The sequence below is a fragment of the Jannaschia sp. 2305UL9-9 genome (assembly GCF_041403465.1).
GTDB lineage: Bacteria > Pseudomonadota > Alphaproteobacteria > Rhodobacterales > Rhodobacteraceae > Jannaschia.
Window position 1 is genome coordinate 77,824 of record NZ_JBGEHM010000006.1, and the last position, 19,091, is coordinate 96,914.

The following is a 19,091-nucleotide window of genomic DNA, read 5'->3' on the forward strand; positions in this document are numbered from 1 at the left end:
CCTCATTCCTTCCGGGCCTGCTGCACGTAGACGGCGGCGAGGATGATGAAGGCCTTCGCGATCAGCGCGACCTCGTCCTCGACTCCGTTGGCAAGCAGGGTGTATTTCACAAGCTGGATGATCACGGCGCCGAGGATGGCGCCGAAGATGGGGGCCTTTCCGCCTTGCAGCAGCGCGCCCCCCACCACCGCGGCGGCGATCGCGTCCAGCTCCATCAACTGACCGTTGCGCGCCGCGTCCGAGGCGGAGTTGATGGCCACCACGATCAGGCCGGCCAGACCCGACAGACCGGCACAGATGACATAGACCCCCACCTTGACCCGCCGCACCGGACCGCCCGACAGGGCCGCGGCGCGTTCGTTGCCACCCACGGCCAGCACGTAGCGCCCGAAGGCCGTGCGCGTCATCACGAGGAACAGAACCACCGCGATGGCCAGCGCCAGCCACCCCTGGAACGGCAGGCCCAGCACCCGGCCCGTGCCGAGATAGCTGAACTGCGCATGGGTGAAGGTCTGCAGGTTGCCGTTGGTCAGGACCTGCGCGATGCCCCGCCCCGAGATGAACAGGATCAGCGTCGCGATGATCGGCTGCACCCGCAGGATCGACACCATGATCCCGTTGAACAGCCCACAGACCAGCGCCGCCAGCATCGGCAGGGCAATCGCCGCGATCAGGCCCAGCGTCGGCGACCCCTGTGCCCAGTCCGACAAGAAGATCAGCGGCGCCAATGCCCCCGACAGCGCCATGACCGCGCCGACCGACAGGTCGATGCCGCCGGTGGCGATCACGAGGGTCATGCCCATCGCGACAATGGCGATCGTCGCCACCTGGCTGATGTTCACGAACAGGGTCTGCGCCTGCAGGAAGTTCGGCGTGAACATCGCGTTGAACAGCACGATCACCACAAGGGCCACGATGCCGCCGTTGCTGCGCAGGAAGGGTTTCCAGGCAGAGCCGGCCCGGATCGGTGTGTCGATGTCCCGCGCGGTCATGCCGCCACTCCTTCCTTGGGCCCATGGGCCAGCGCGCCCACGAGGATGTCTTCGGTGATGCCGGGGTTGGTCAGCTCGGTGACCGACTTGCCTTCGTTCAGGACCACGATGCGGTCGGCGCCCTCGACCAGTTCCTCGAACTCCGACGAGATCAGGACCACGCCGAAGCCCTTGGCCACGAAGTCGCGGATGATCGCCTGGATTTCGCGCTTGGCACCGACGTCGACACCGCGCGTCGGCTCGTCGAGGATCAGAAGCTCCGGCTCCACCGCCAGCCAGCGCGCCAGCAGGACCTTCTGCTGGTTGCCGCCGGACAATTCGCGGATCGGCTGTTCCATGTCGGCGGTCTTGATGCCGAGCGCGTCGATGTAGTGCTGCACCAGTTCGCGTTCGCGCGCGCGGTCGATCTGTCCGCGCCGGGTCAGGCGCGGCAGCAGGGCCAGCGTCATGTTCTCGCGCACGGACATGCCGGGGACGATGCCCTCGGCCTTGCGGTCCTCGGTCAGGTAGCCGATGCCCGCGCCGATCGCCTCGGCGGCGGTGGCCGGGGCGCCGTCGCGGTCGCCCATCGTGATGCGCCCGCCGGTCAGGGGATCGACCCCGAACAGGGCGCGCGCCGCCTCCGTCCGGCCCGATCCCAGCAGGCCGCCCAGACCCACGATTTCCCCCCGGTGCAGCGTCATGTCGAACCGGGTCAGGCGCGGGCCGGTGGCCACGCCCTCGGCGGACAGCAGAACCTCGCCCTGCTTGGCGGCGCCCCCGCCGAATTCCGTCATGCCGGCGGCGGCGATGTCCTTGGTATCGCGGCCCAGCATCCCGCCGATCAGGTCCAGCTTGGTGCTGCCCTGCATTGCGCGGACATCGACGGTGCGCCCGTCGCGCATGGTCGTGACGCGGTCGCAGATCTCGTAAAGCTCGTCTAGGAAATGCGACACGTAGAGGACCGAGACCCCCGCAGCGCGCAGGCTGCGCACCACGCCGAACAACGTCTGCACCTCGGACGTATCCAGCGAGGACGTCGGCTCGTCCATGATGACCAGCCGCGCGTCCAGCGACACCGCGCGGGCGATGGCGACCAGCTGCTGGATGGCGGTGGAATAGCTGCCCAGCGGGGCGCGGACGTCGATGTCGATGCCGAACCGCGTCAGGATCTCGCGGGTGCGGCGGTGCGCTTCCTTCCAGTCGACGAAGACGCCCATCGTCTTGGGCTCGTAGCCCATGATGACGTTCTCCGTGACCGAGCGCAGCGGCACGAGGTTCAGTTCCTGATAGATCGTGGCGATGCCCGCTTCCTGTGCCTCGCGCGGGCTGGAGATGGTGCTGTCGCGGCCGTCGAAGCGGATCGTGCCGCCGTCGCGCGTATAGACCCCGGTCAGGATCTTGATCAGCGTGGACTTGCCCGCGCCGTTCTGCCCGATCAGGGCGTGCACCTCGCCCGGCGCGATATCCAGCGAGGCGTCGGACAGGGCGGGCACCCCGTTGAACGCCTTGGCGATGGACGCCATGGACAAAAGGTTATTCATGGCATCCCTCCCGAAGCCGTGTCGGAGACCGCGCGAACGCGACCCCCCTGTCCGTGTCGATGCCGGCTCAGTAGGCTTCGTCGATGTGATCGGCGGCGTTCTCGGCGGTGAAGATCCGGTCCTGCACCTGCACCCAAGGCTCGATCGTCTCGCCGTCGGCGTAGCGGTTCATCACCTCGCAGGCGAGCGGGCCGAAGAACGGCGAGCTTTCGACCGTGACACCCATCTTGCCGTCGATGATCGCCTGAAGCGCGTCGCGCGTACCGTCGATGGACACGACCAGAACGTCCTCGCCCGGCGTGCGCCCGGCCAGTTCCAGCGCCTGGATGGCCCCGATCGCCATCTCATCGTTGTGGGCATAGACCACGTTCACGTCCGGATGCGCCTGCAACAGCGTCTCCATCACCTGGCGGCCGAGGTCGCGGGCGAAATCGCCGGTCTGGCTGGCCACGATCTCGAACCGGTCGTCGGCGGCGATGGCGTCGTCGAAGCCCTTCTTGCGGTCGTTGGCGGGGCTGGACCCGGTCGTGCCCTCCAGCTGGACGATCACGCCCTTGTCGCCCTCGAAGTTCTCGGACAGCCATTCGGCCACGCGGCGGCCCTGATCGATGAAGTCGGAGCCGAGGAAGGCCACGAAATCCTCACCGGCGACGGCGGCGTTCGGATCGACCGACCGGTCCACGAGGAAGGTCGGGATACCCGCGGCCTGTGCGCGCTTGACGGCGGGGATCAGCGGCTTTTCCTCGCGCGGCGGCAGGAACAGGACGTCGATGCCCTGCGCGATCATGCTTTCGACATCGGCCACCTGCTTGGCGGCGGACCCGGCGGCGTCGGTGGTGATCAGGTCCCAGTTGCAGCTTTCGGCCGTGTCGACGAAGGACTTCGTCTCGGCGATGCGCCAGGGGTTGTTCGATTCCATCTGGCTGAAGCCGACCTTGTAGCGCTCCTTCTTCTCCAGGGGCGGCAAACCCTGGGCAGAGGCTACGGATGTCAGGGCCAGACCGATTGCCGTGACGCTCATCAGGATTGTTCTGCGGTTCATGTCTCTTCTCCTCCATTGAGACGCGACCGGGGAAACCCCGGACATTTTCGGAAGCTTCCTCAGCCCCAGAAATTGTAGGTGGTCTGCTTGCGCAGATACCCGTCGAAGCCGTGGCGCCCGTCCTCGCCGCCCAGCCCCGAATGGCCCCAGCCGGTGTGGAACCCCTGCACCGCCTCGCCGTTGGCGCGGTTGATATACAGTTCCCCGAACTTCAGCTCATGGGGCGCGCGCGCCAGCTGTCTCGCGTCGCCCGACCACAGGTAGGCCGACAGGCCGTAGGCCGTGTCGTTGGCGCAGGCGATCGCCTCGTCGAAGCTGCCGACCCGCATGGCGGTGGCGACGGGGCCGAACACCTCCTGCTGCATGGTGGGGGCGGCGTTGTCGGTGACTTCCAGCACGGTGGGGGCATACCAATGGCCCCGCGCGTGATCGCCGTCGCGCAGCGGCCCGCCCTCCAGCAACACCTGCGCCCCGGCATCGCGCGCCTGCGCCACCATGTCCGCGACCTTGTCGACCTCCAGCCGGCTGACCTTGGGACCGATGTCGACCTTGCCCATCGGATCGCCCACGGTCAGCGCGGCCGAGGCGGCGGTGAACTTCTCCAGGAATTCCTGCGCAAGGCTGTCGTGCAGGTACATCCGTTCGTTGCAGGTGCAGATCTGGCCGCAGTTGGTATAGCGCGCGGTCACGGCGGCGGCGACGGCGCGGTCCATGTCGGCGCCGGGCATGACGATGAACGGCGCCTTGCCGCCCAGTTCCAGCCGCAGCACCTTCAGCCCCTCGGCCCCGGCGCGGAAAATCTGCTGCCCCGCGCGGGTCGACCCGGTCATCGTGACCATCGCGGTCCGGGCATGTTCCACCATGGTCTGACCAACCACGGGCCCGCGACCGGTCACGACGTTGAACACACCCCGCGGCAGGCCGACCTTTTCGGCCAGCTTCGCCAGCGCCAGACCCGACAGCGGCGTGATCTCATGCCCCAGCAGGACGAAGGTGTTTCCGGCGATCAGCGCGGGCCCCAGCTTTCGTGCCGCCAGCGCCATCGGATAGTTCCACGCGGTCAGCCCGACCACCACGCCGTAGGGGTGGCGGCGGATCTGGATTTCCTCGTTCCGGTTGTCCGAGGTGATGATCTCTCCCTCGATCCGGCGGGCGGATTCGGCGGCATGGGTCAGGAAGGTCAGGGTCGCGCCGACCTCGCCATGTGCCTGATCCAAGGGCTTTCCCTGCTCTGCCGTGATGATGCGGGCAAGGGCATCGGCATCGGCCTCGATCGCGGCGGCCAGCCTGCGCACCCATCCGGCGCGTTCGATCGCGGGCAGGGCCGCCCATGCGGGCTGCGCGGCGGCGGCGGCCTCGATCGCGGCTGCGGCATCCTCGGGCGTGCCGTCGGGGATCGTCGCGATGATCGCCTCGTTCGCCGGGTTGTCGACCTCGATGACGTCGCGCGGACCGGCGGGCACCCAATCGCCCCCGATGAACTGTGCCTGCGCCGTGACTGTCCCCGTGGACAGGATCGCATCCAGCATGCCGAAATCCCCAAACCGATCGTTAGTATGGTCCGACCATACGATCAGGATTTGCCACCTGTCAAACCATGAATTCGACGAACGCATGATTTTATCCCATCCAAGACGGCTATTGACAGACCCTGCCAGTATGTCAGCATAACCAAAGTTTGTTTTTGGTCCGATCATAAGGGGCATCCATGGAACCCGTCTCTGCCGATACCTCCGCCCGCGCCGCCGATGCCGTCGTGGCCGCACTCGAGGCGCGCATCACCTCCGGGGATCTGGTCGACAGCGAGCCCCTGCCCGCCGAGCGCGACCTGATGAAGGAATTCGGCGCCAGCCGCACCGTGATCCGCGAGGCGATCTCGGCCCTGTCGACGCGTGGCCTCGTCGAAAACCGCCCCCGGTTCCGCCCCATCGTGCGCAAACCCGGCTACGACGCCGTGCTGCAGGCCGCGGGCAAGGTGGTGCCCCTGCTGCTGACGCAGGACGGTGGCATCCGGAACCTCTATGACAGCCGCGTCTTTCTGGAGCGCGCGCTGGTGCGCGAGGCCGCCGTCGCCGCGACCCGCGACGACATCGTGGCCCTGCGCGAGGCCTTGGCCGCGAACGAGGCGGCGATCGACGATTCCCTTGAATTCTACCGCACCGACACGGCCTTTCACGGCACGCTCTATGCGATGCGGCGCAACCCGATCTACCCGGCCCTGCACGAGGGCTATACCAACTGGCTGGCGCCGCATTGGGAACGGATGCTGCGGTCGCCGGAACGCAACCGGGGCAACTATCTCGCGCACAAGGCGATCTTCGATGCCATCCTCGAACGGGACCCGGATGCCGCCGAGGCGGCGCTGTCGCGGCACCTGAACGCGGCCTGGGAATACGTGCGCGTCACCTTCGACCTCGAATAGGACCGCCCGACATGACCAAGACCTACGACCACATCGTCATCGGCGGTGGGTCCGCCGGCTGCGTGGCCGCCGCGCGCCTCGTGCAGGGCGGCGCGCGCGTCCTCCTGCTGGAGGCGGGGCATTCCCACCGGCATCCCCTGCTCGACATGCCGCCCGGCATCTTCAAGATGATCGGCGGGTCGAAATACATGCGCTATCACCAGACCACGCCACAGGCGCATCTGGACGGGCGGGTCCACGACATTCCGCAGGGCAACGTCCTTGGCGGCGGATCCTCGGTCAACGCGCAGGTCTACATGCGCGGACGGCCCGCCGATTTCGACGGGTGGGAGGCGGTGCTGCGAGGCAACAACGACCGCGTCGGCTGGGGCTGGTCCGACGTTCTGCCGCATTTCACGGGGATGGAGGGGAACAACCGCCTTGCCTCGGACCTGCACGGCACGGACGGCCCCCTGCTGGTCAGCGATCCGGGCCATGTCGACGACATGTCCCGCTGGTTCGTGCAGGCGGTGCAAACACTGGGCGAGCCGTTCAACACCGATTTCAACGGCCCCTCGCAACGCGGCGTCGGCTTTTACCAGTTTACCAACCGCGCCGGGCGCCGCAGCTCCGCCGCCTATGCCTTCCTCGCCCCGCTGGCGGGGGACCCGAGGCTGGAGGTCCGTCTGCACGCCGAGGTCGGCCGCGTCGTGATCGAGAACGGGCGCGCCACAGGCGTCGAATGGACCGAAGGCGGCCGCGCGATGCGCGCCCATGCCGAGGGCGAGGTGATCGTGACCGCCGGCGCGCTGGTCACGCCCAAGATCCTGATGCTGTCGGGGGTCGGCCCCGCCGACCATCTGGCCGAACACGGCATCCCGGTGCAGGCCGACCTGCCCGGCGTGGGCCAGAACCTGATCGACCACCCCGAGGTGCCGATCACCGCCTATGCAAACGGGCGTCACGGCTATTTCAGACAGGGCGACGGCTGGCGCATGATCCGCAACGGGGTGCAGTTCAAGCTGTTCGGCACCGGCCCCGTGACCTCCGCCGGGGTCGAGGCAGGGGCCTTCGTCAACCCGACTTCCCCCGAGGCGCCGCCGACGATTCAGGCCTTCTGCGTGCCGATCGTCTATCTGGACCGGGACGCGCCCGAGGACCTGAAGGACGATTACGGCCTGACGATCACGACGGTCGTGGTGAAGCCGAAATCGCGGGGCGAAGTGCGACTGGCCTCGGCCGATCCGGGCGCGATGCCGGTGGTGTCGCCCAACCTGCTGCACCATCCCGACGACATGGCCGAGATGATCGCGGGGCAGCGGTTCTTCCTGCGCGCCTTCGACGCCGATCCGCTGGCGCGCCGCATCGACCGCGTGATCCTGCCCGAGGGGCGCGACGACGACAGCCTGCGCGCCCATTGCAAACGCTTCGTCAAGACGAACTATCACCCCGCCGCCACCGCCCGGATGGGGGCCGACGGCGATCCGATGGCGGTGCTGGACGCGCGGATGCGGGTGCGCGGGGTCTCGGGGCTGCGCGTGGCGGACATGTCCGCGGTGCCCGACATCAACGCGGGCAACACCAACGCGGTGGCCCTGATGCTGGGGGACCGCTGCGCCGATCTGATCCTTGGGCGGCTGGACTGACGGTGCGCGGGGTCCACGGACCCTGCATCCCCGGAAAAAACGCACCCGCCCTCGCGATCTCGATCAGCGCACTGGAACTTTCCGGTCGATCGGGCGTAGATCGACGGGACGGGGGACGCCATGAATGATCAGACGACGCGCGCGGGGCATCATTGGGGGCCGACCTATCTGGGTGGCGACACATGGCGGATCGCGACCTGGGCGCCGAATGCCTCCGATGTCGTCGTGCGGATCGATGACCGGGACACCCCGCTGACGCAAGGGGACGGTGGCTGGTTCGCCGGGGACGTCACCGGACGGGCGGGCGACGCCTATCACCTGATCGTCGACGGCACCGCCCATGTGGATCCGGCGGCCCGGTGGTTGCCGGATGGGGTGGCTGGCCCCGCGCGGTTGTGCGCCCCGGTCGCGCCCGATGTGCCTGCCCCGCCCGTGGATTGGCCCGCCGTGACCATCCTCGAGATCCATGTCGGCACCTTCACGACCGAAGGCACCTTTGCCGCCGCCGCCGCGCGGATGGCGGGGGTGGCCGCCCTCGGCATCACGGCGGTGGAGATCATGCCCGTCGCCGCGTTCTCGGGGCACCGGGGCTGGGGCTATGACGGGGTGATGCCCTATGCGGTGCATCCCGACTACGGCACGCCGCAGGACTTGGCCCGGTTGGTCGATGCGATCCACGCGGCGGGGATGCTGGCAATCCTTGATGTGGTCTACAACCATTTCGGGCCCGAGGGGGCGAGCCTGCCCTCCGTCGCGCCCGCCTTCTTCGACGCCGACCGCACGACGCCATGGGGCCCCGGAATAGACTATACCCAAGACCCTGTCCGGCGGTTCTTCATCGACAATGCGGTGATCTGGGCGCGGGATTTCGGCTTTGACGCCTTTCGCCTCGATGCGGTGCATCAGATCGTCGACCCGTCGCCCGTGCATATCCTGACCGAGATGGCCGCGGCCCTGCGCAGCGCCCTGCCCGACCGTCCCGTGCCCCTGATCGCCGAGGACGAGCGGAACCTTGCGGAAGGGCGCGACGCGGGCGTGATCACGGCGAACTGGAACGACGACTATCACCATGCGGTGCACTGCCTCCTGACCGGCGAGGACGAAAGCTACTATGCCAACTTCGCCGTCGATCCGATCACCGACATTGCCCGCGCCCTGGCCGAAGGGCATGTCGAACAGGGACAGCCCCGCGCGAATGGCACACGCGGCGCGCCGTCCGCGCATCTGCCGCCGACGGCCTTCGTCAATTCCAACCAGACCCACGATCAGGTCGGCAACCGCGCGCAGGGCGAACGCCTGATCACGCTGACCGACCCCGGCGCGCTGCGCGTGGCGCATGCCATGCTGCTGTGTGCTCCGGCGATCCCGATGCTGTTCATGGGCGAGGAGGAGGGCGCCCGCGCGCCGTTCCTGTTCTTTGCCGATTACGAGGGCGAGATGGCGGACGCGGTGCGCAAGGGCCGGGCCGCCGAATTCGCGGCCTTTGCACAGTTTGGCGGGCCGGTGCCCGATCCGCTGTCGCGCGACACCTTCGAGCGGTCGCGCCCCTATGCCGCCCCGGCCTCGGACGCCGCCGAATGGCGTGCGCTGACGAAACGGTGCCTTGCGTGGCGCGCGGCGGCTCTCGTCCCGCTCCTGCGCTCGGGTCCGGCGGCCCCGCCCGACGTCGCGCCGACCGGTACGGCCGCGCTGCGCGCGCGCTGGACCTTCGGGGCGGGCCGGGTCGAGATGATCGCCCACCTTGGCACCGTGCCGGACACCCCCGCCCCGCTGCGCAACCCGGACCTGACGATCGGCGATCCTGCCGGACCGAACTACCTTGCCGTGAAAGCGACGACCCCATGAGGATTCCAACCGCCACCTACCGTCTGCAACTGCGCGACGGGGTGGATTTCGATGCGGCCATCGCGTTCCTGCCGCATCTGACCGACATGGGGATCTCCGACCTCTACCTGTCGCCGATCTTTACCGCGGCGCCCGGATCGACCCACGGCTACGACGTCACCGACCCGTCGCAGATAGACCCTGTTCTTGGCGGTAGAGACGGGTTCGACCGGCTGGCGACGGCGGCGCAGGCGGCTGGCATCGGCCTGATCATCGACATCGTGCCGAACCACACGGCCTTCTGCCTCGACAATCCGTGGCTGATGGACGTGCTGCGCCACGGTCGGAACAGTGCCTATTGCGGGCATTTCGACATCCATTGGGACGAGGGCGCGCTGATTCTGCCGTGGCTGACCGCCCCTTTCGAGGCGCTGCTAACGGACGGCAAGGTGCATGCCACCGAAGACACGATGGTGATCGACGGCCTGTCCCTGCCCCTGCGCGCGGATGACGACGGCGACCGGTCCGACCTTGCCGCCCTGCACGACCGGCAGGTCTGGCGCGCCGTCCACTGGCAGCGGGAACGCGATGGCGTGACCCACAGGCGGTTCTTCAATGTCACCGGCCTGATCGGGATGCGGGTGGGACAGCAGCCGGTGTTCGACGACATGCATGCCCTGACCATCGACCTCGTGCGCAATGGCCAGGTGCAGGGCATCCGCATCGACCATATCGACGGGCTGCGCGACCCGGCGGCCTACCTCGACCGGTTGCGCGCGGCCCTGCCGGAAACGCCGATCTGGGTCGAGAAGATCCTGACGGGGGATGAAACGCTGCCCGAGTGGCCCGTGGAAGGCACCACCGGATACGAGGCGGCGACCATGATCGCCCGCGTCCTGACCGACGCCGAGGGCGCCGCGACCCTTACGGACCGCTGGCGGCAACGGACGGGCGCCCCCGAGACGTTCCATGCCATGTTGCAGACGGCGAAGGGCCATGTGATCCGCCGCGATCTTGCGTCCGAGCTGCGCCGCCTGATCCTGCTGGCGCGCCGGGCCTGCGACGCGCGCGCGCGGATCGATCCGGGGGACGAGGCGCTGCGCGAGGCGATCATCGCCCTCCTGATGGCCTTTCCGCGTTATCGCACCTATTTCAGCAACCGCGCGGCCCGGCCCGAGGACATCGCGCTAATGCGGGACGTCGCCGGGGTGGCCGCGCGGGATCTGCGCGCACCCGACGAGGTGGACCTGCTGGCGCGCATGATCACCCACCCCGACACATGGGAGGAGCGGGCCTTTCGCAACCGCTTCCAGCAGGTGACGGGCGCGCATCTGGCCAAGTCGCACGAGGATACGGCGGGCTTTCGCTGGACCCCGGTTCTGGCCACCTGCGAAGTGGGGGCCGACCCCGATCATCCGACCGCCGATGCCGGGGATCTGCAGGCATGGGCCCGGGCCCAGCCGGGGACCGGCCTGCTGCTGACGTCGTCGCACGATACCAAGCGATCGGAGGATGCGCGGATGCGCCTGATCGCCTGGACGCATCTGCCCCACGATGCCCTGACCCTGCTGGAGGGCACCGCCGCCCTGCCACAGGCCGGGGATGTGCCCGCGGACGTCCAGTGGTACCTCGTGCAGGCCGCGCTGGCGATCTGGGGCACCGGGGACGGCCTGGCGGATCGCCTGTGCGATCACATGACCAAGGCCCTGCGCGAAGCGGACCAGATCACCAGCTGGACCCACCCGGATGCGGTGGCCGAGGCGCGGGTGATGGACCTTGCCCGTGCCGTCATGGCCGCGTGGGACGCATCGGCCCCACCCGCCCTGCCCCGGCTGATCGCGCGGGGCGCGGTTCTGTCGATGTGCCAGCTGGCGCTGAAGCTGTCGCTGCCGGGCATCCCGGATATCTACCGCGGCTGCGAGGGTACGCATTTCGCGCTGACCGATCCGGACAACCGCCTGCCTGTCGATCTGGGCGCATTGCGCGCGCTGGACGCCGAGGGGGGGCTGGCCGGTGCGAAACGCCGCCTGCTTGGAGAGCTTTTGACGATCAGGGCGCGGCATCCGAACCTGTTCACCAGGGGCGCCACGCAGGTCACCGCGTCGGACGGCACGCTGACCGTGCGGCGCAGCGATGGCGACCGGTCCCTGTCGGTGACGCTGCATCCGCATGCGGACGATCCGCAGGACGCGGTCTCCGTATCCTGCGCCTGACGGGACGCGCATCGATCCGCGCGGGATGACACGGTTTCGCAAAAACACCGCGCCGGGCGGGAACAAAAGCTGCGCCCGGATGCTTCGCCTTGGTAGACACGCGTGAGGCGAATGCCGATCAATGCGGCTCATCCATCGATTGACCGTTCAAGGGCGCTATCCTGACCACCCCCACGGGCCGCGGCCCCACGAACCCCGCCCCAGTTCCACCCGAAAACCGCACCACGCACAGCAACCGCACAGGCCCTGACCCACGATGACACGCAAAGACCGGACCACGCTGTCCTTCGACCAATCCATCGCGCGCCCCGATACCCTTGGGGCGACATACCGGGACGGCGGAACCAACTTCGCGATCTTTTCCGACCATGCCGACCGGATCGAGCTGTGCCTCTTCGACCCCAACGGCAAGACCGAACTGTCGCGCACCCCCCTGCCCGAGATGGAGGGCGGCGTGCATTACGGCTTCGTCCCCGACATCGCGCCGGGTCAGGTCTATGGCTACCGGGTGCACGGGCCATATGCGCCCGAACAGGGACACCGGTTCAATGCCAACAAGCTGTTGCTGGACCCCTATGCACGCCAGCTGCGCGGCGGGATCCAATGGGATGATGCGGTCTTCGGCTATACCATCGGGCAGGATGATCTGAGCTTCGACACCCGCGATTCCGCCCCCTTCGTCCCCAAGGGCGTCGTGGTCGACAGCACCTTCGACTGGTCCGCCCGCGATCAGCTGCGCCACCGCTGGCGCAACGTCGTCATCTCCGAGGCGCATGTGAAGGGTCTGACCATGCGCCACCCCGGCGTGGCACAGGCCGACCGGGGCACCTTTGCGGGCCTCGCCTCGGATCCGGTGCTGGACCATCTGACCCGGATCGGCGTCACCGCGATCGAACTGTTGCCCGTGCATGCCTTTGCCAACGACAGGCACCTGATCGACAAGGGGCTGGGCAACTACTGGGGCTACAACACCCTGTCGTTCTTCGCGCCCCATGCCCCCTACCTGCAATCGGGCGAAATCGCCGAGATGAAGAATGCCATCGACCGGTTTCACAACGCCGGGATCGAGGTCTATCTGGACGTCGTCTACAACCACACCTGCGAGGGGAACGAGAACGGCCCGACCCTATCGTTCCGCGGCATCGACAACGCCAGCTACTACCTGTCGGGGGACGATCCGCGTCATTGCTTCGACACGACGGGCACCGGCAACACGGTCAACGTGGCGCATCCCATGGTCCTGCGCATGGTGCTCGATTCCCTGCGCTACTGGGTGCAGGAGATGCATGTCGACGGCTTCCGCTTCGACCTGGCCTCGACCCTCGGCCGCGAATCGCAGGGGTTCGAGAGGGAGGGCGCCTTTTTCGCCGCCATCCGGCAGGACCCCGTCCTGTCCGGCGTCAAGCTGATCGCGGAGCCGTGGGACATCGGTGACGGCGGCTATCAGGTCGGGGGCTTTCCGTGGCCGTTCCGCGAATGGAACGACAAGGCCCGCGACGACATCCGCGCCTTCTGGCGGCGCGACGAGGGGCTGCTCCCGCGCGTGGCCGAACGTCTGGCCGGCAGCCCGACGCAGTTCGACCATTCGCACCGCCCCGCCACCAGTTCGATCAACTTTGTGTCCGCCCACGACGGCTTTACCCTGTGGGATACGGTCAGCTACGACAACAAGCACAACGAGGCCAACGGCGAGGATGGCCGCGACGGGCATGACAACAACCTGTCCCACAACCTGGGCGCCGAGGGGCCGACCGATGACCCCGCCATCACCGAGGCGCGGATGCGCCGCGCGAAGGGCATGATCGCCACCCTGATGATGGCGCAGGGCGTGCCGATGTTGCTGGCGGGCGATGAGTTCGGGCAAAGCCAGCAGGGCAACAACAACGCCTATTGCCAGGACAACGAGATCGCGTGGCTGGACTGGGACAATGCGCGCGAGGATCTGACCGAGGCGGTGGCCGCCATCGTCGGCCTGCGCCATGCCCTGCCCGAACTGATCACCCCGCGGTTCGTGCGCGCGGACGTCGATGGCGACGTGCATGCGGCACGCTGGCTGCACCCCGAAGGCCGCGAGATGACCGAGGGCGACTGGGCCGATGCGGGCCTGGCCTGCATGGCCAAGCTGGTGCGCATGGACGGCGGCGGACAGGTCCTGATCCTGCTGAACGCGGGCGATGCCTGCACGTTTGCCCTGCCCGAGGGGGAGTGGCACCTGCGTCTGGACACCGCGCTGGCCGATGTGGCCTGCGATGCGGTCGTCACCGGGCCCCGGCAGGTCGATTGGCAATCGGTTCAGGTCCTGACGCGCAACCTGACCTGACCGGCCCCCTAGCCGGCGGCGGTCAGGAAGGCCGCCGCCGTCCGCAGGGTTGCGCGCCCGTCGGGCAGGGTATCGCCCCACAGGGGCCAGAGGTGGCACAGGCCCGGACGGATCTCGGCCGTGACGGGCACACCCACCCGGCCAAGCGCCCGGATCAACAGAAGGCTGTCGTCCAGCAGGATCTCGTTGGTGGCGGCGGTGATCCAGACGGGCGGCAGGCCCGACAGGTCCGCGCCCAGCGGCGAGGCATCGGGGTGGTACGCAAGATCGGGCCCGAACGCCAGTTCGGCCAGGGCCCTGTCGCCTTCGTCATCGTTCATCGCATCCGTATCGCGGGTCCGCGTGGTGCTGGCCCCCGTCCGGTCGGTGTTCGGCGACATCAGCGCCAGCCTGCGCACCTGCCCCGGCCTGCGCAGCGCGGCCAACAGGGCCAGCTGCCCCCCCGCGCTGTCCCCGCCCACGTCGACCGGGCCGGGCAAGGCGTCGAGAACGGCCAGAACATCCTCCAGCGGCGCGGGCCACGAATGTTCGGGCGCAAGGCGGTAGTCGGGGCAGATCACGGGGCGGTCGCAGCCCATTGCCAGGCACGCGGTCATCGCCGCATGGGTCGCCCCATCGCCAAAGACCAGCCCCCCACCGTGCAGCCACAGGACCGGCGCGCCGTCCTGCGGCCCCTGCACGGTGCAAGGCACGCCGCCGATCCGCACCCTGCGCCCCGCCGGACCGGCGGGGGCGAGGGCCGCGAAACCTGCGCGCTTGTCATCGGGCGACCCCTCGACGGGATGCGCCGCGATATGCGCGCGCAGGGCGTCCATGTCGGTGATCATACGTTGATCGACCCGACCGCGCCGCCATCAACGCGCCAGTTTGCACCGGTCACGAAGGACGCACGATCGCTGCACAGCATGGCGATGACGGCGGCCACTTCCTCGGCCTTGCCGCGACGGCCCAGCACGAGATACGGGCGCTCTTCCTTGAGAAAGCTTTCCACCGCCTCGTCGAAGGAGACGTTCTCCTCCTCGGCGCGCTTTTCCATCATGCCGTCGGTCATCGGCGTCTCGATGAAGGCGGGGGCGACGCAGTTCACCAGCATTCCGCTTTTGGAGTGCCGCATGGCGATGGATTTCGCAAAGCTCAGCAGGGCCGACTTGGCGGAATTGTAGACCGTCTCCTCCGGGTAGGGCTGCGCCACGTTTTCGGACGTGACGAACACCACCCGGCCCCAACCGCGGTCGATCATCGGCGGGCACAGGTGCTTGGCCAGGCGCACGGCGGACAGGAAATCGATGTTCAGCGCATCGCTCCATTCCTCCTCGGACATCTGAAGGGGATCGCCCTTGCCGCCCGTCACGCCGGTGGCGTGGACCCAGATGTCGAAATCGGTCCCGGCCGCCTTGACCAGTGCCTCACAGCCTTCGACGGTGGACACGTCGGCGGCGGCGTGGCCCGCGCCGAATTTCTCCGCGACCTTCGCGGTCTCGTCCCCGTCGAGGTCGGACAGGAACAACTCCACCCCTTCGTCGGCCAGAAACTGGCAGGTCTGTTCGCCCAGCCCGCCGGTCGCCCCGGTCACGAGGGCGCGTTTGCCGTTGATCTTCAGATCCATCTTGTCGTCTCCTGTATGGCATTCGGGGCGGTCGGGCATGATGCCCCCCTGCCCCGGTCGCCGCTCAACGCGCGGCGGGCCATTCGGGTCCGTGCGCGCCGACAGGACAGATCAGCGCAGCCAGATTCCCGCCGACCGGCCCGGCATCTCGCCGTCCATCGGGACCGACGCGAAATCCGGGGTGCCGTCGATGCTGGCCGCCTCGGGGCCGAAGTTCAGGACGACGCGCGCATCCGGATAGGTCAGGCGGATGATCTGTCCGTCCCGGGACCAGTCAGACAGGGTCAGATCGCCCATCCGGTCGCGGCGAAGGGCAAAGGCGGCGCGGTAGAACCGCAGGACGCTGCCCTCGTCGATGTGCTGCACCGCGACCGACGCGCCTTCGGGCCATGTCATCGGCAACCACGGCGTTCCGGTCGTGAAGGCCCGATTGCCCCCTTCGGCCCACGGGATCGGAACGCGTGCGCCTTCCCGCCCCGGCCCGTCGGGCCAGTAGAGCAGGTCCAGAGGGTCGGTGACCGCCGCGCGCGGCAGTTCGGGCTGGGTCAGGCCCAGTTCCTCGCCCTGATACAGAAGCACCGTGCCCGGCGCGGTGGCCAGAACGAGGGCCAGGAATTTCGCATCATGCGCAGAGCCGTCGCCCGCCTTGCCAAGGTGGCGCGGCTGATCGTGGGACGACAGCCACCAGCCGATCTGACCCGGCGCATCCGCCCGCGTCAGGATATCGGCATAGGCCTGCGCCGTGGCCCCGGATTCGGGCAGGTCGGTCGCATAGGCCGCATCCAGCCCCCCGTCCGTGGCAAGTCGGCTGCACAGTTCGATCGATTGGTTGCCAGAGGTAACTTCCCCGATGATGAACGCGTCCTCGCCCGCCCATTCCCGCAGGTTGGAGACAAAATCGATGCCATCGCCGGGCAGCAGGTCATGGACATGATCCTGATAGGTATAGGGGACGAAATTCTCGCCGCTGACCTTGTCGCGCACCTCGGGCGCCGCGACCGGATTGTCCTTGAGCGACGGGTCGAACAGCAGCGAGGTCACCGCATCGATGCGGAACCCGTCCACGCCCCTGTCGCGCCAGAACCGCATGATGGTGCGCAGCTCGGCCTGCACATCGGGATTGCGCAGGTTCAGGCTGGGTTGTTTGGACGTGAAGTTGTGGAAATAATATTGCTGCCGGATGTGGTTCCAGGTCCAGGCGGGGGGGCCGAACTGCGACAGCCAGTTGTTGGGTTGCGTGCCGTCCGGCTTGGGGTTCGCCCAGACGTAGTAGTCGGAATAGACCGGATCCCCCGCGACCGAACGCTTGAACCACGGCGCATCGGTCGAGGTATGGTTGAACACCTGATCGATGATCACCCGGAGGCCAAGGTCATGGGCCCGTGCCACCAGTTGATCGAAATCCTGCATCGTGCCGAGCGCGGGATGCACCGCCATGTGATCGGCAACGTCATATCCCCCGTCGTCCCAAGGCGAGGGATAGAACGGCGACAGCCAGACCGCATCGGCACCAAGGTCCGCCGCGTGGTGCAGTTTCTCGACGATCCCGTTCAGATCACCGATCCCGCTGCCGGTCGTGTCCCGGAATGAGCGGGGATAGATCTGATAGATGACGGGGGCGTCGGGCCAGCGGCGGTCGGACGAGGGGCGGTCGGTCATGGGCGGCTCCTTGGGGCGAACGAGAAACGGCGCGCCCGGGGGTCCGGACGCGCCGTCTGTTTGGATATAGGTCGAAATCAGGCGCCTACGACCATGCCGCCGTTGGGGTGCAGGGTCTGACCGGTGTAGTAGTTGCCATCGCTGCTGGCGAGGAACAGGTAGGCGGTCGCGACCTCCCACGGCTGGCCCGCGCGGCCCAGTGGCGTGCCGGAGCCGAAATCCTCGACCTGCTCGGCCGGCATGGTGCCGGGAATGAACGGCGTCCAGATCGGGCCGGGCGCGACCGAGTTCACCCGGATCCCCTTTTCCGCGAGGTTCGAGGCCAGCGAGCGCGAGAACGCCAGCGACGCACCGCGCGTCATCGAATAGGTGATCAGCGCGCCCATGCCCGCAAAGGCATTGACCGACGACGTGTTGATGATGCTCGCCCCTTCCTTGAGGTGCGGCAGCGCGGCCTGTGTCGTATGCATGTAGGCCTTGATGTTGGACGCCATCATGCGGTCGATCTTGTCTTCCTCGAGGCTGGCGAAATCCTTGTCCAGCCATTGCTGTGCGCCGTTGTTGATCAGGATGTCGAGTTGTCCATATTCCTCGATCACGGCCTTCACGGCGGCGTCGCAGTTGGCCTTCACGCCCAGGTCACCGGGGATCAGCAGGGCTTCGGAGCCTTCTTCCTCCTCGACCAGACGCTTGGTTTCCTGCGCGTCCTTGTCTTCTTCCAGATAGGCGATGGCGATCTTGGCACCTTCGCGGGCGAACAGGACCGAAATCGCCCGGCCGATGCCGCTGTCCCCGCCCGTGATCAGGGCAACCTTGCCCTTCAGCTTGCCGACACCGGGGTGGCGGGGGGCATAGTCGGGGGCCGGATCCATCTTGTGTTCGTCGGCGGGCATGGAATCTTGCGATTGGGCGGGAATGGTTGGGGCGTTCATGGTCAATCTCCGTTGCAGGGTCTGCGTTGCGGGATGAACACGGGCGGGCAGAGGTTTGTTCCGCACGCCCCCCCCGGCCGGGCAACGCCGCTACAGAAGATCGCCGAGGATGGCCGGAACCCTGTCCGCGATGTCGCCCGCGATCAGGCCCGGACCGATGCGCCGCCCCGCCTCGCCGTGGATCCAGACGGCGGCGCAGGCCGCGTCGAAGGGGGCCATCCCCTGCCCCGCCAATCCGGCGATCAACCCGGCGAGCACATCGCCCGTGCCCGCCTTGGCCAGATAGGGGCTGGCGTGTTCGTTGACGACCAGCCGCCCGTCCGGGCCCGCAATCACCGTGCGGGCCGATTTCAGGACGACGACCGCCCCGCTGTCGGCGGCGACCCTTTGCGCGGCCCCCTGCCCCGCCGACCCGAACCGACGCGCGAATTCGCCGGTATGGGGCGTCAGGATGCAGGTGTCATCGAGGTCGTCGAACCCGTCCGGCCCCGGAATGGCGCCCGCGTCGAACACCCGCGCGCGCATGTCGCGGGCCGCCAGCATCCCCGACAGGTCCTCGGGCGCGATCCCCCCCGGCCCGCCCAGCAGGACATCGCCGCTGTCCGGCACGGCGTCGGTCACCATGATGTCCGGGGCGAGGGTCATGCGATACACATCCCCCCGCGCCCGTGCCAGCACCGTGACAAGGCCGCATCCGATCCGACTGCAGGCACCGGCGGCAAGGCGCGTGGCCCCCGTCAATTCGGGCGCACCAAGCAGGACGGCGTGTCCCCTGTCGTACTTGTGCCCCTCTGTCGTGGGCCGTGGCAGGCGATCGCCCCAGAGGTCGGGCACGTTGATGCGGGGTGTCTCGGTCACGGGGGGCCCTCCTGTGGCGGGATACGGGGACGCGGGGGCGGCGACGGTTTCACGGCGCCCGCGCGGCGGCAAGCG

The 19,091-nt window shown here is 68.1% G+C and carries 14 protein-coding genes; 5 read left to right on the top strand and 9 right to left on the bottom strand.

The genetic code is table 11. The features are described from left to right. Positions 1-2: 2 nt before the first annotated feature. The 4 genes from V6N07_RS17245 to V6N07_RS17260 form a co-directional block, all read right to left on the bottom strand. Positions 3-992: an ABC transporter permease gene (locus V6N07_RS17245; protein ID WP_371158080.1), complete on the bottom strand. Its 990-nt coding sequence runs from the start codon at positions 990-992 to the stop codon at positions 3-5. Beyond that, on the bottom strand, positions 989-2,515 hold the full coding sequence (locus tag V6N07_RS17250; RefSeq protein WP_371158082.1) for a sugar ABC transporter ATP-binding protein: 1,527 nt from the start codon (positions 2,513-2,515) through the stop codon (positions 989-991). Before V6N07_RS17250 ends, V6N07_RS17245 begins: the two co-directional genes overlap by 4 nt. Positions 2,516-2,582: 67 nt before the next feature. After that, positions 2,583-3,557, bottom strand: a complete 975-nt coding sequence (locus V6N07_RS17255; protein WP_371158084.1) for an ABC transporter substrate-binding protein — start codon at positions 3,555-3,557, stop codon at positions 2,583-2,585. A gap of 59 nt (positions 3,558-3,616) precedes the next feature. Then, on the bottom strand, positions 3,617-5,086 hold the full coding sequence (locus tag V6N07_RS17260) for an aldehyde dehydrogenase family protein (protein WP_371158086.1): 1,470 nt from the start codon (positions 5,084-5,086) through the stop codon (positions 3,617-3,619). Between the two features lie 179 nt (positions 5,087-5,265). Here V6N07_RS17260 and V6N07_RS17265 point away from each other — a divergent pair, with 179 nt between their 5' ends. The 5 genes from V6N07_RS17265 to glgX all read left to right on the top strand — a co-directional run bounded on the left by V6N07_RS17265 (position 5,266) and on the right by glgX (position 13,961). Further along, positions 5,266-5,979 carry an FCD domain-containing protein gene (locus V6N07_RS17265; protein WP_371158088.1) on the top strand — a complete coding sequence of 238 codons (714 nt, stop codon included), beginning with the start codon at positions 5,266-5,268 and terminating at the stop codon, positions 5,977-5,979. An 11-nt stretch (positions 5,980-5,990) separates the two neighbouring features. Then, positions 5,991-7,604, top strand: coding sequence for a GMC family oxidoreductase (locus V6N07_RS17270; protein ID WP_371158090.1), 1,614 nt, complete (start codon positions 5,991-5,993; stop codon positions 7,602-7,604). Positions 7,605-7,724: 120 nt separating this feature from the next. Further along, positions 7,725-9,449: a malto-oligosyltrehalose trehalohydrolase gene (gene treZ / locus V6N07_RS17275; protein WP_371158092.1), complete on the top strand. Its 1,725-nt coding sequence runs from the start codon at positions 7,725-7,727 to the stop codon at positions 9,447-9,449. Then, positions 9,446-11,641 carry a malto-oligosyltrehalose synthase gene (treY, locus tag V6N07_RS17280; RefSeq protein WP_371158094.1) on the top strand — a complete coding sequence of 732 codons (2,196 nt, stop codon included), beginning with the start codon at positions 9,446-9,448 and terminating at the stop codon, positions 11,639-11,641. Before treZ ends, treY begins: the two co-directional genes overlap by 4 nt. A gap of 256 nt (positions 11,642-11,897) precedes the next feature. After that, positions 11,898-13,961, top strand: a complete 2,064-nt coding sequence (gene glgX / locus V6N07_RS17285) for a glycogen debranching protein GlgX (RefSeq protein ID WP_371158096.1) — start codon at positions 11,898-11,900, stop codon at positions 13,959-13,961. 8 nt (positions 13,962-13,969) lie between these two features. Here glgX and V6N07_RS17290 read toward each other — a convergent pair whose 3' ends face one another. The 5 genes from V6N07_RS17290 to V6N07_RS17310 all read right to left on the bottom strand — a co-directional run bounded on the left by V6N07_RS17290 (position 13,970) and on the right by V6N07_RS17310 (position 19,016). Then, positions 13,970-14,788, bottom strand: coding sequence for an alpha/beta hydrolase (locus tag V6N07_RS17290; RefSeq protein WP_371158098.1), 819 nt, complete (start codon positions 14,786-14,788; stop codon positions 13,970-13,972). Then, on the bottom strand, positions 14,785-15,567 hold the full coding sequence (locus tag V6N07_RS17295; protein ID WP_371158100.1) for an SDR family NAD(P)-dependent oxidoreductase: 783 nt from the start codon (positions 15,565-15,567) through the stop codon (positions 14,785-14,787). Before V6N07_RS17295 ends, V6N07_RS17290 begins: the two co-directional genes overlap by 4 nt. A 111-nt stretch (positions 15,568-15,678) precedes the next feature. Further along, positions 15,679-17,226, bottom strand: coding sequence for an alpha-amylase family glycosyl hydrolase (locus V6N07_RS17300; protein WP_371158102.1), 1,548 nt, complete (start codon positions 17,224-17,226; stop codon positions 15,679-15,681). Positions 17,227-17,303: 77 nt separating this feature from the next. After that, positions 17,304-18,158 carry an SDR family oxidoreductase gene (locus V6N07_RS17305; protein ID WP_371158104.1) on the bottom strand — a complete coding sequence of 285 codons (855 nt, stop codon included), beginning with the start codon at positions 18,156-18,158 and terminating at the stop codon, positions 17,304-17,306. A gap of 90 nt (positions 18,159-18,248) precedes the next feature. Further along, positions 18,249-19,016 (bottom strand): NAD(P)H-hydrate dehydratase, encoded by a 768-nt coding sequence (locus V6N07_RS17310; protein WP_371158106.1) that lies wholly within the window; start codon positions 19,014-19,016, stop codon positions 18,249-18,251. Positions 19,017-19,091 lie beyond the last annotated feature (75 nt).

Bases quoted from the DNA above. Each gene is read 5' to 3' on its own strand.
- V6N07_RS17295 (WP_371158100.1), bottom strand. From the start codon at position 15,567: ATGGATCTGAAGATCAACGGCAAACGCGCCCTCGTGACCGGGGCGACC.
- V6N07_RS17265 (WP_371158088.1), top strand. From the start codon at position 5,266: ATGGAACCCGTCTCTGCCGATACCTCCGCCCGCGCCGCCGATGCCGTC.
- V6N07_RS17305 (WP_371158104.1), bottom strand. From the start codon at position 18,158: ATGAACGCCCCAACCATTCCCGCCCAATCGCAAGATTCCATGCCCGCC.
- V6N07_RS17300 (WP_371158102.1), bottom strand. From the start codon at position 17,226: ATGACCGACCGCCCCTCGTCCGACCGCCGCTGGCCCGACGCCCCCGTC.
- treZ (WP_371158092.1), top strand. From the start codon at position 7,725: ATGAATGATCAGACGACGCGCGCGGGGCATCATTGGGGGCCGACCTAT.
- V6N07_RS17290 (WP_371158098.1), bottom strand. From the start codon at position 14,788: ATGATCACCGACATGGACGCCCTGCGCGCGCATATCGCGGCGCATCCC.
- glgX (WP_371158096.1), top strand. From the start codon at position 11,898: ATGACACGCAAAGACCGGACCACGCTGTCCTTCGACCAATCCATCGCG.
- V6N07_RS17255 (WP_371158084.1), bottom strand. From the start codon at position 3,557: ATGAACCGCAGAACAATCCTGATGAGCGTCACGGCAATCGGTCTGGCC.
- V6N07_RS17250 (WP_371158082.1), bottom strand. From the start codon at position 2,515: ATGAATAACCTTTTGTCCATGGCGTCCATCGCCAAGGCGTTCAACGGG.
- treY (WP_371158094.1), top strand. From the start codon at position 9,446: ATGAGGATTCCAACCGCCACCTACCGTCTGCAACTGCGCGACGGGGTG.
- V6N07_RS17270 (WP_371158090.1), top strand. From the start codon at position 5,991: ATGACCAAGACCTACGACCACATCGTCATCGGCGGTGGGTCCGCCGGC.
- V6N07_RS17260 (WP_371158086.1), bottom strand. From the start codon at position 5,086: ATGCTGGATGCGATCCTGTCCACGGGGACAGTCACGGCGCAGGCACAG.
- V6N07_RS17245 (WP_371158080.1), bottom strand. From the start codon at position 992: ATGACCGCGCGGGACATCGACACACCGATCCGGGCCGGCTCTGCCTGG.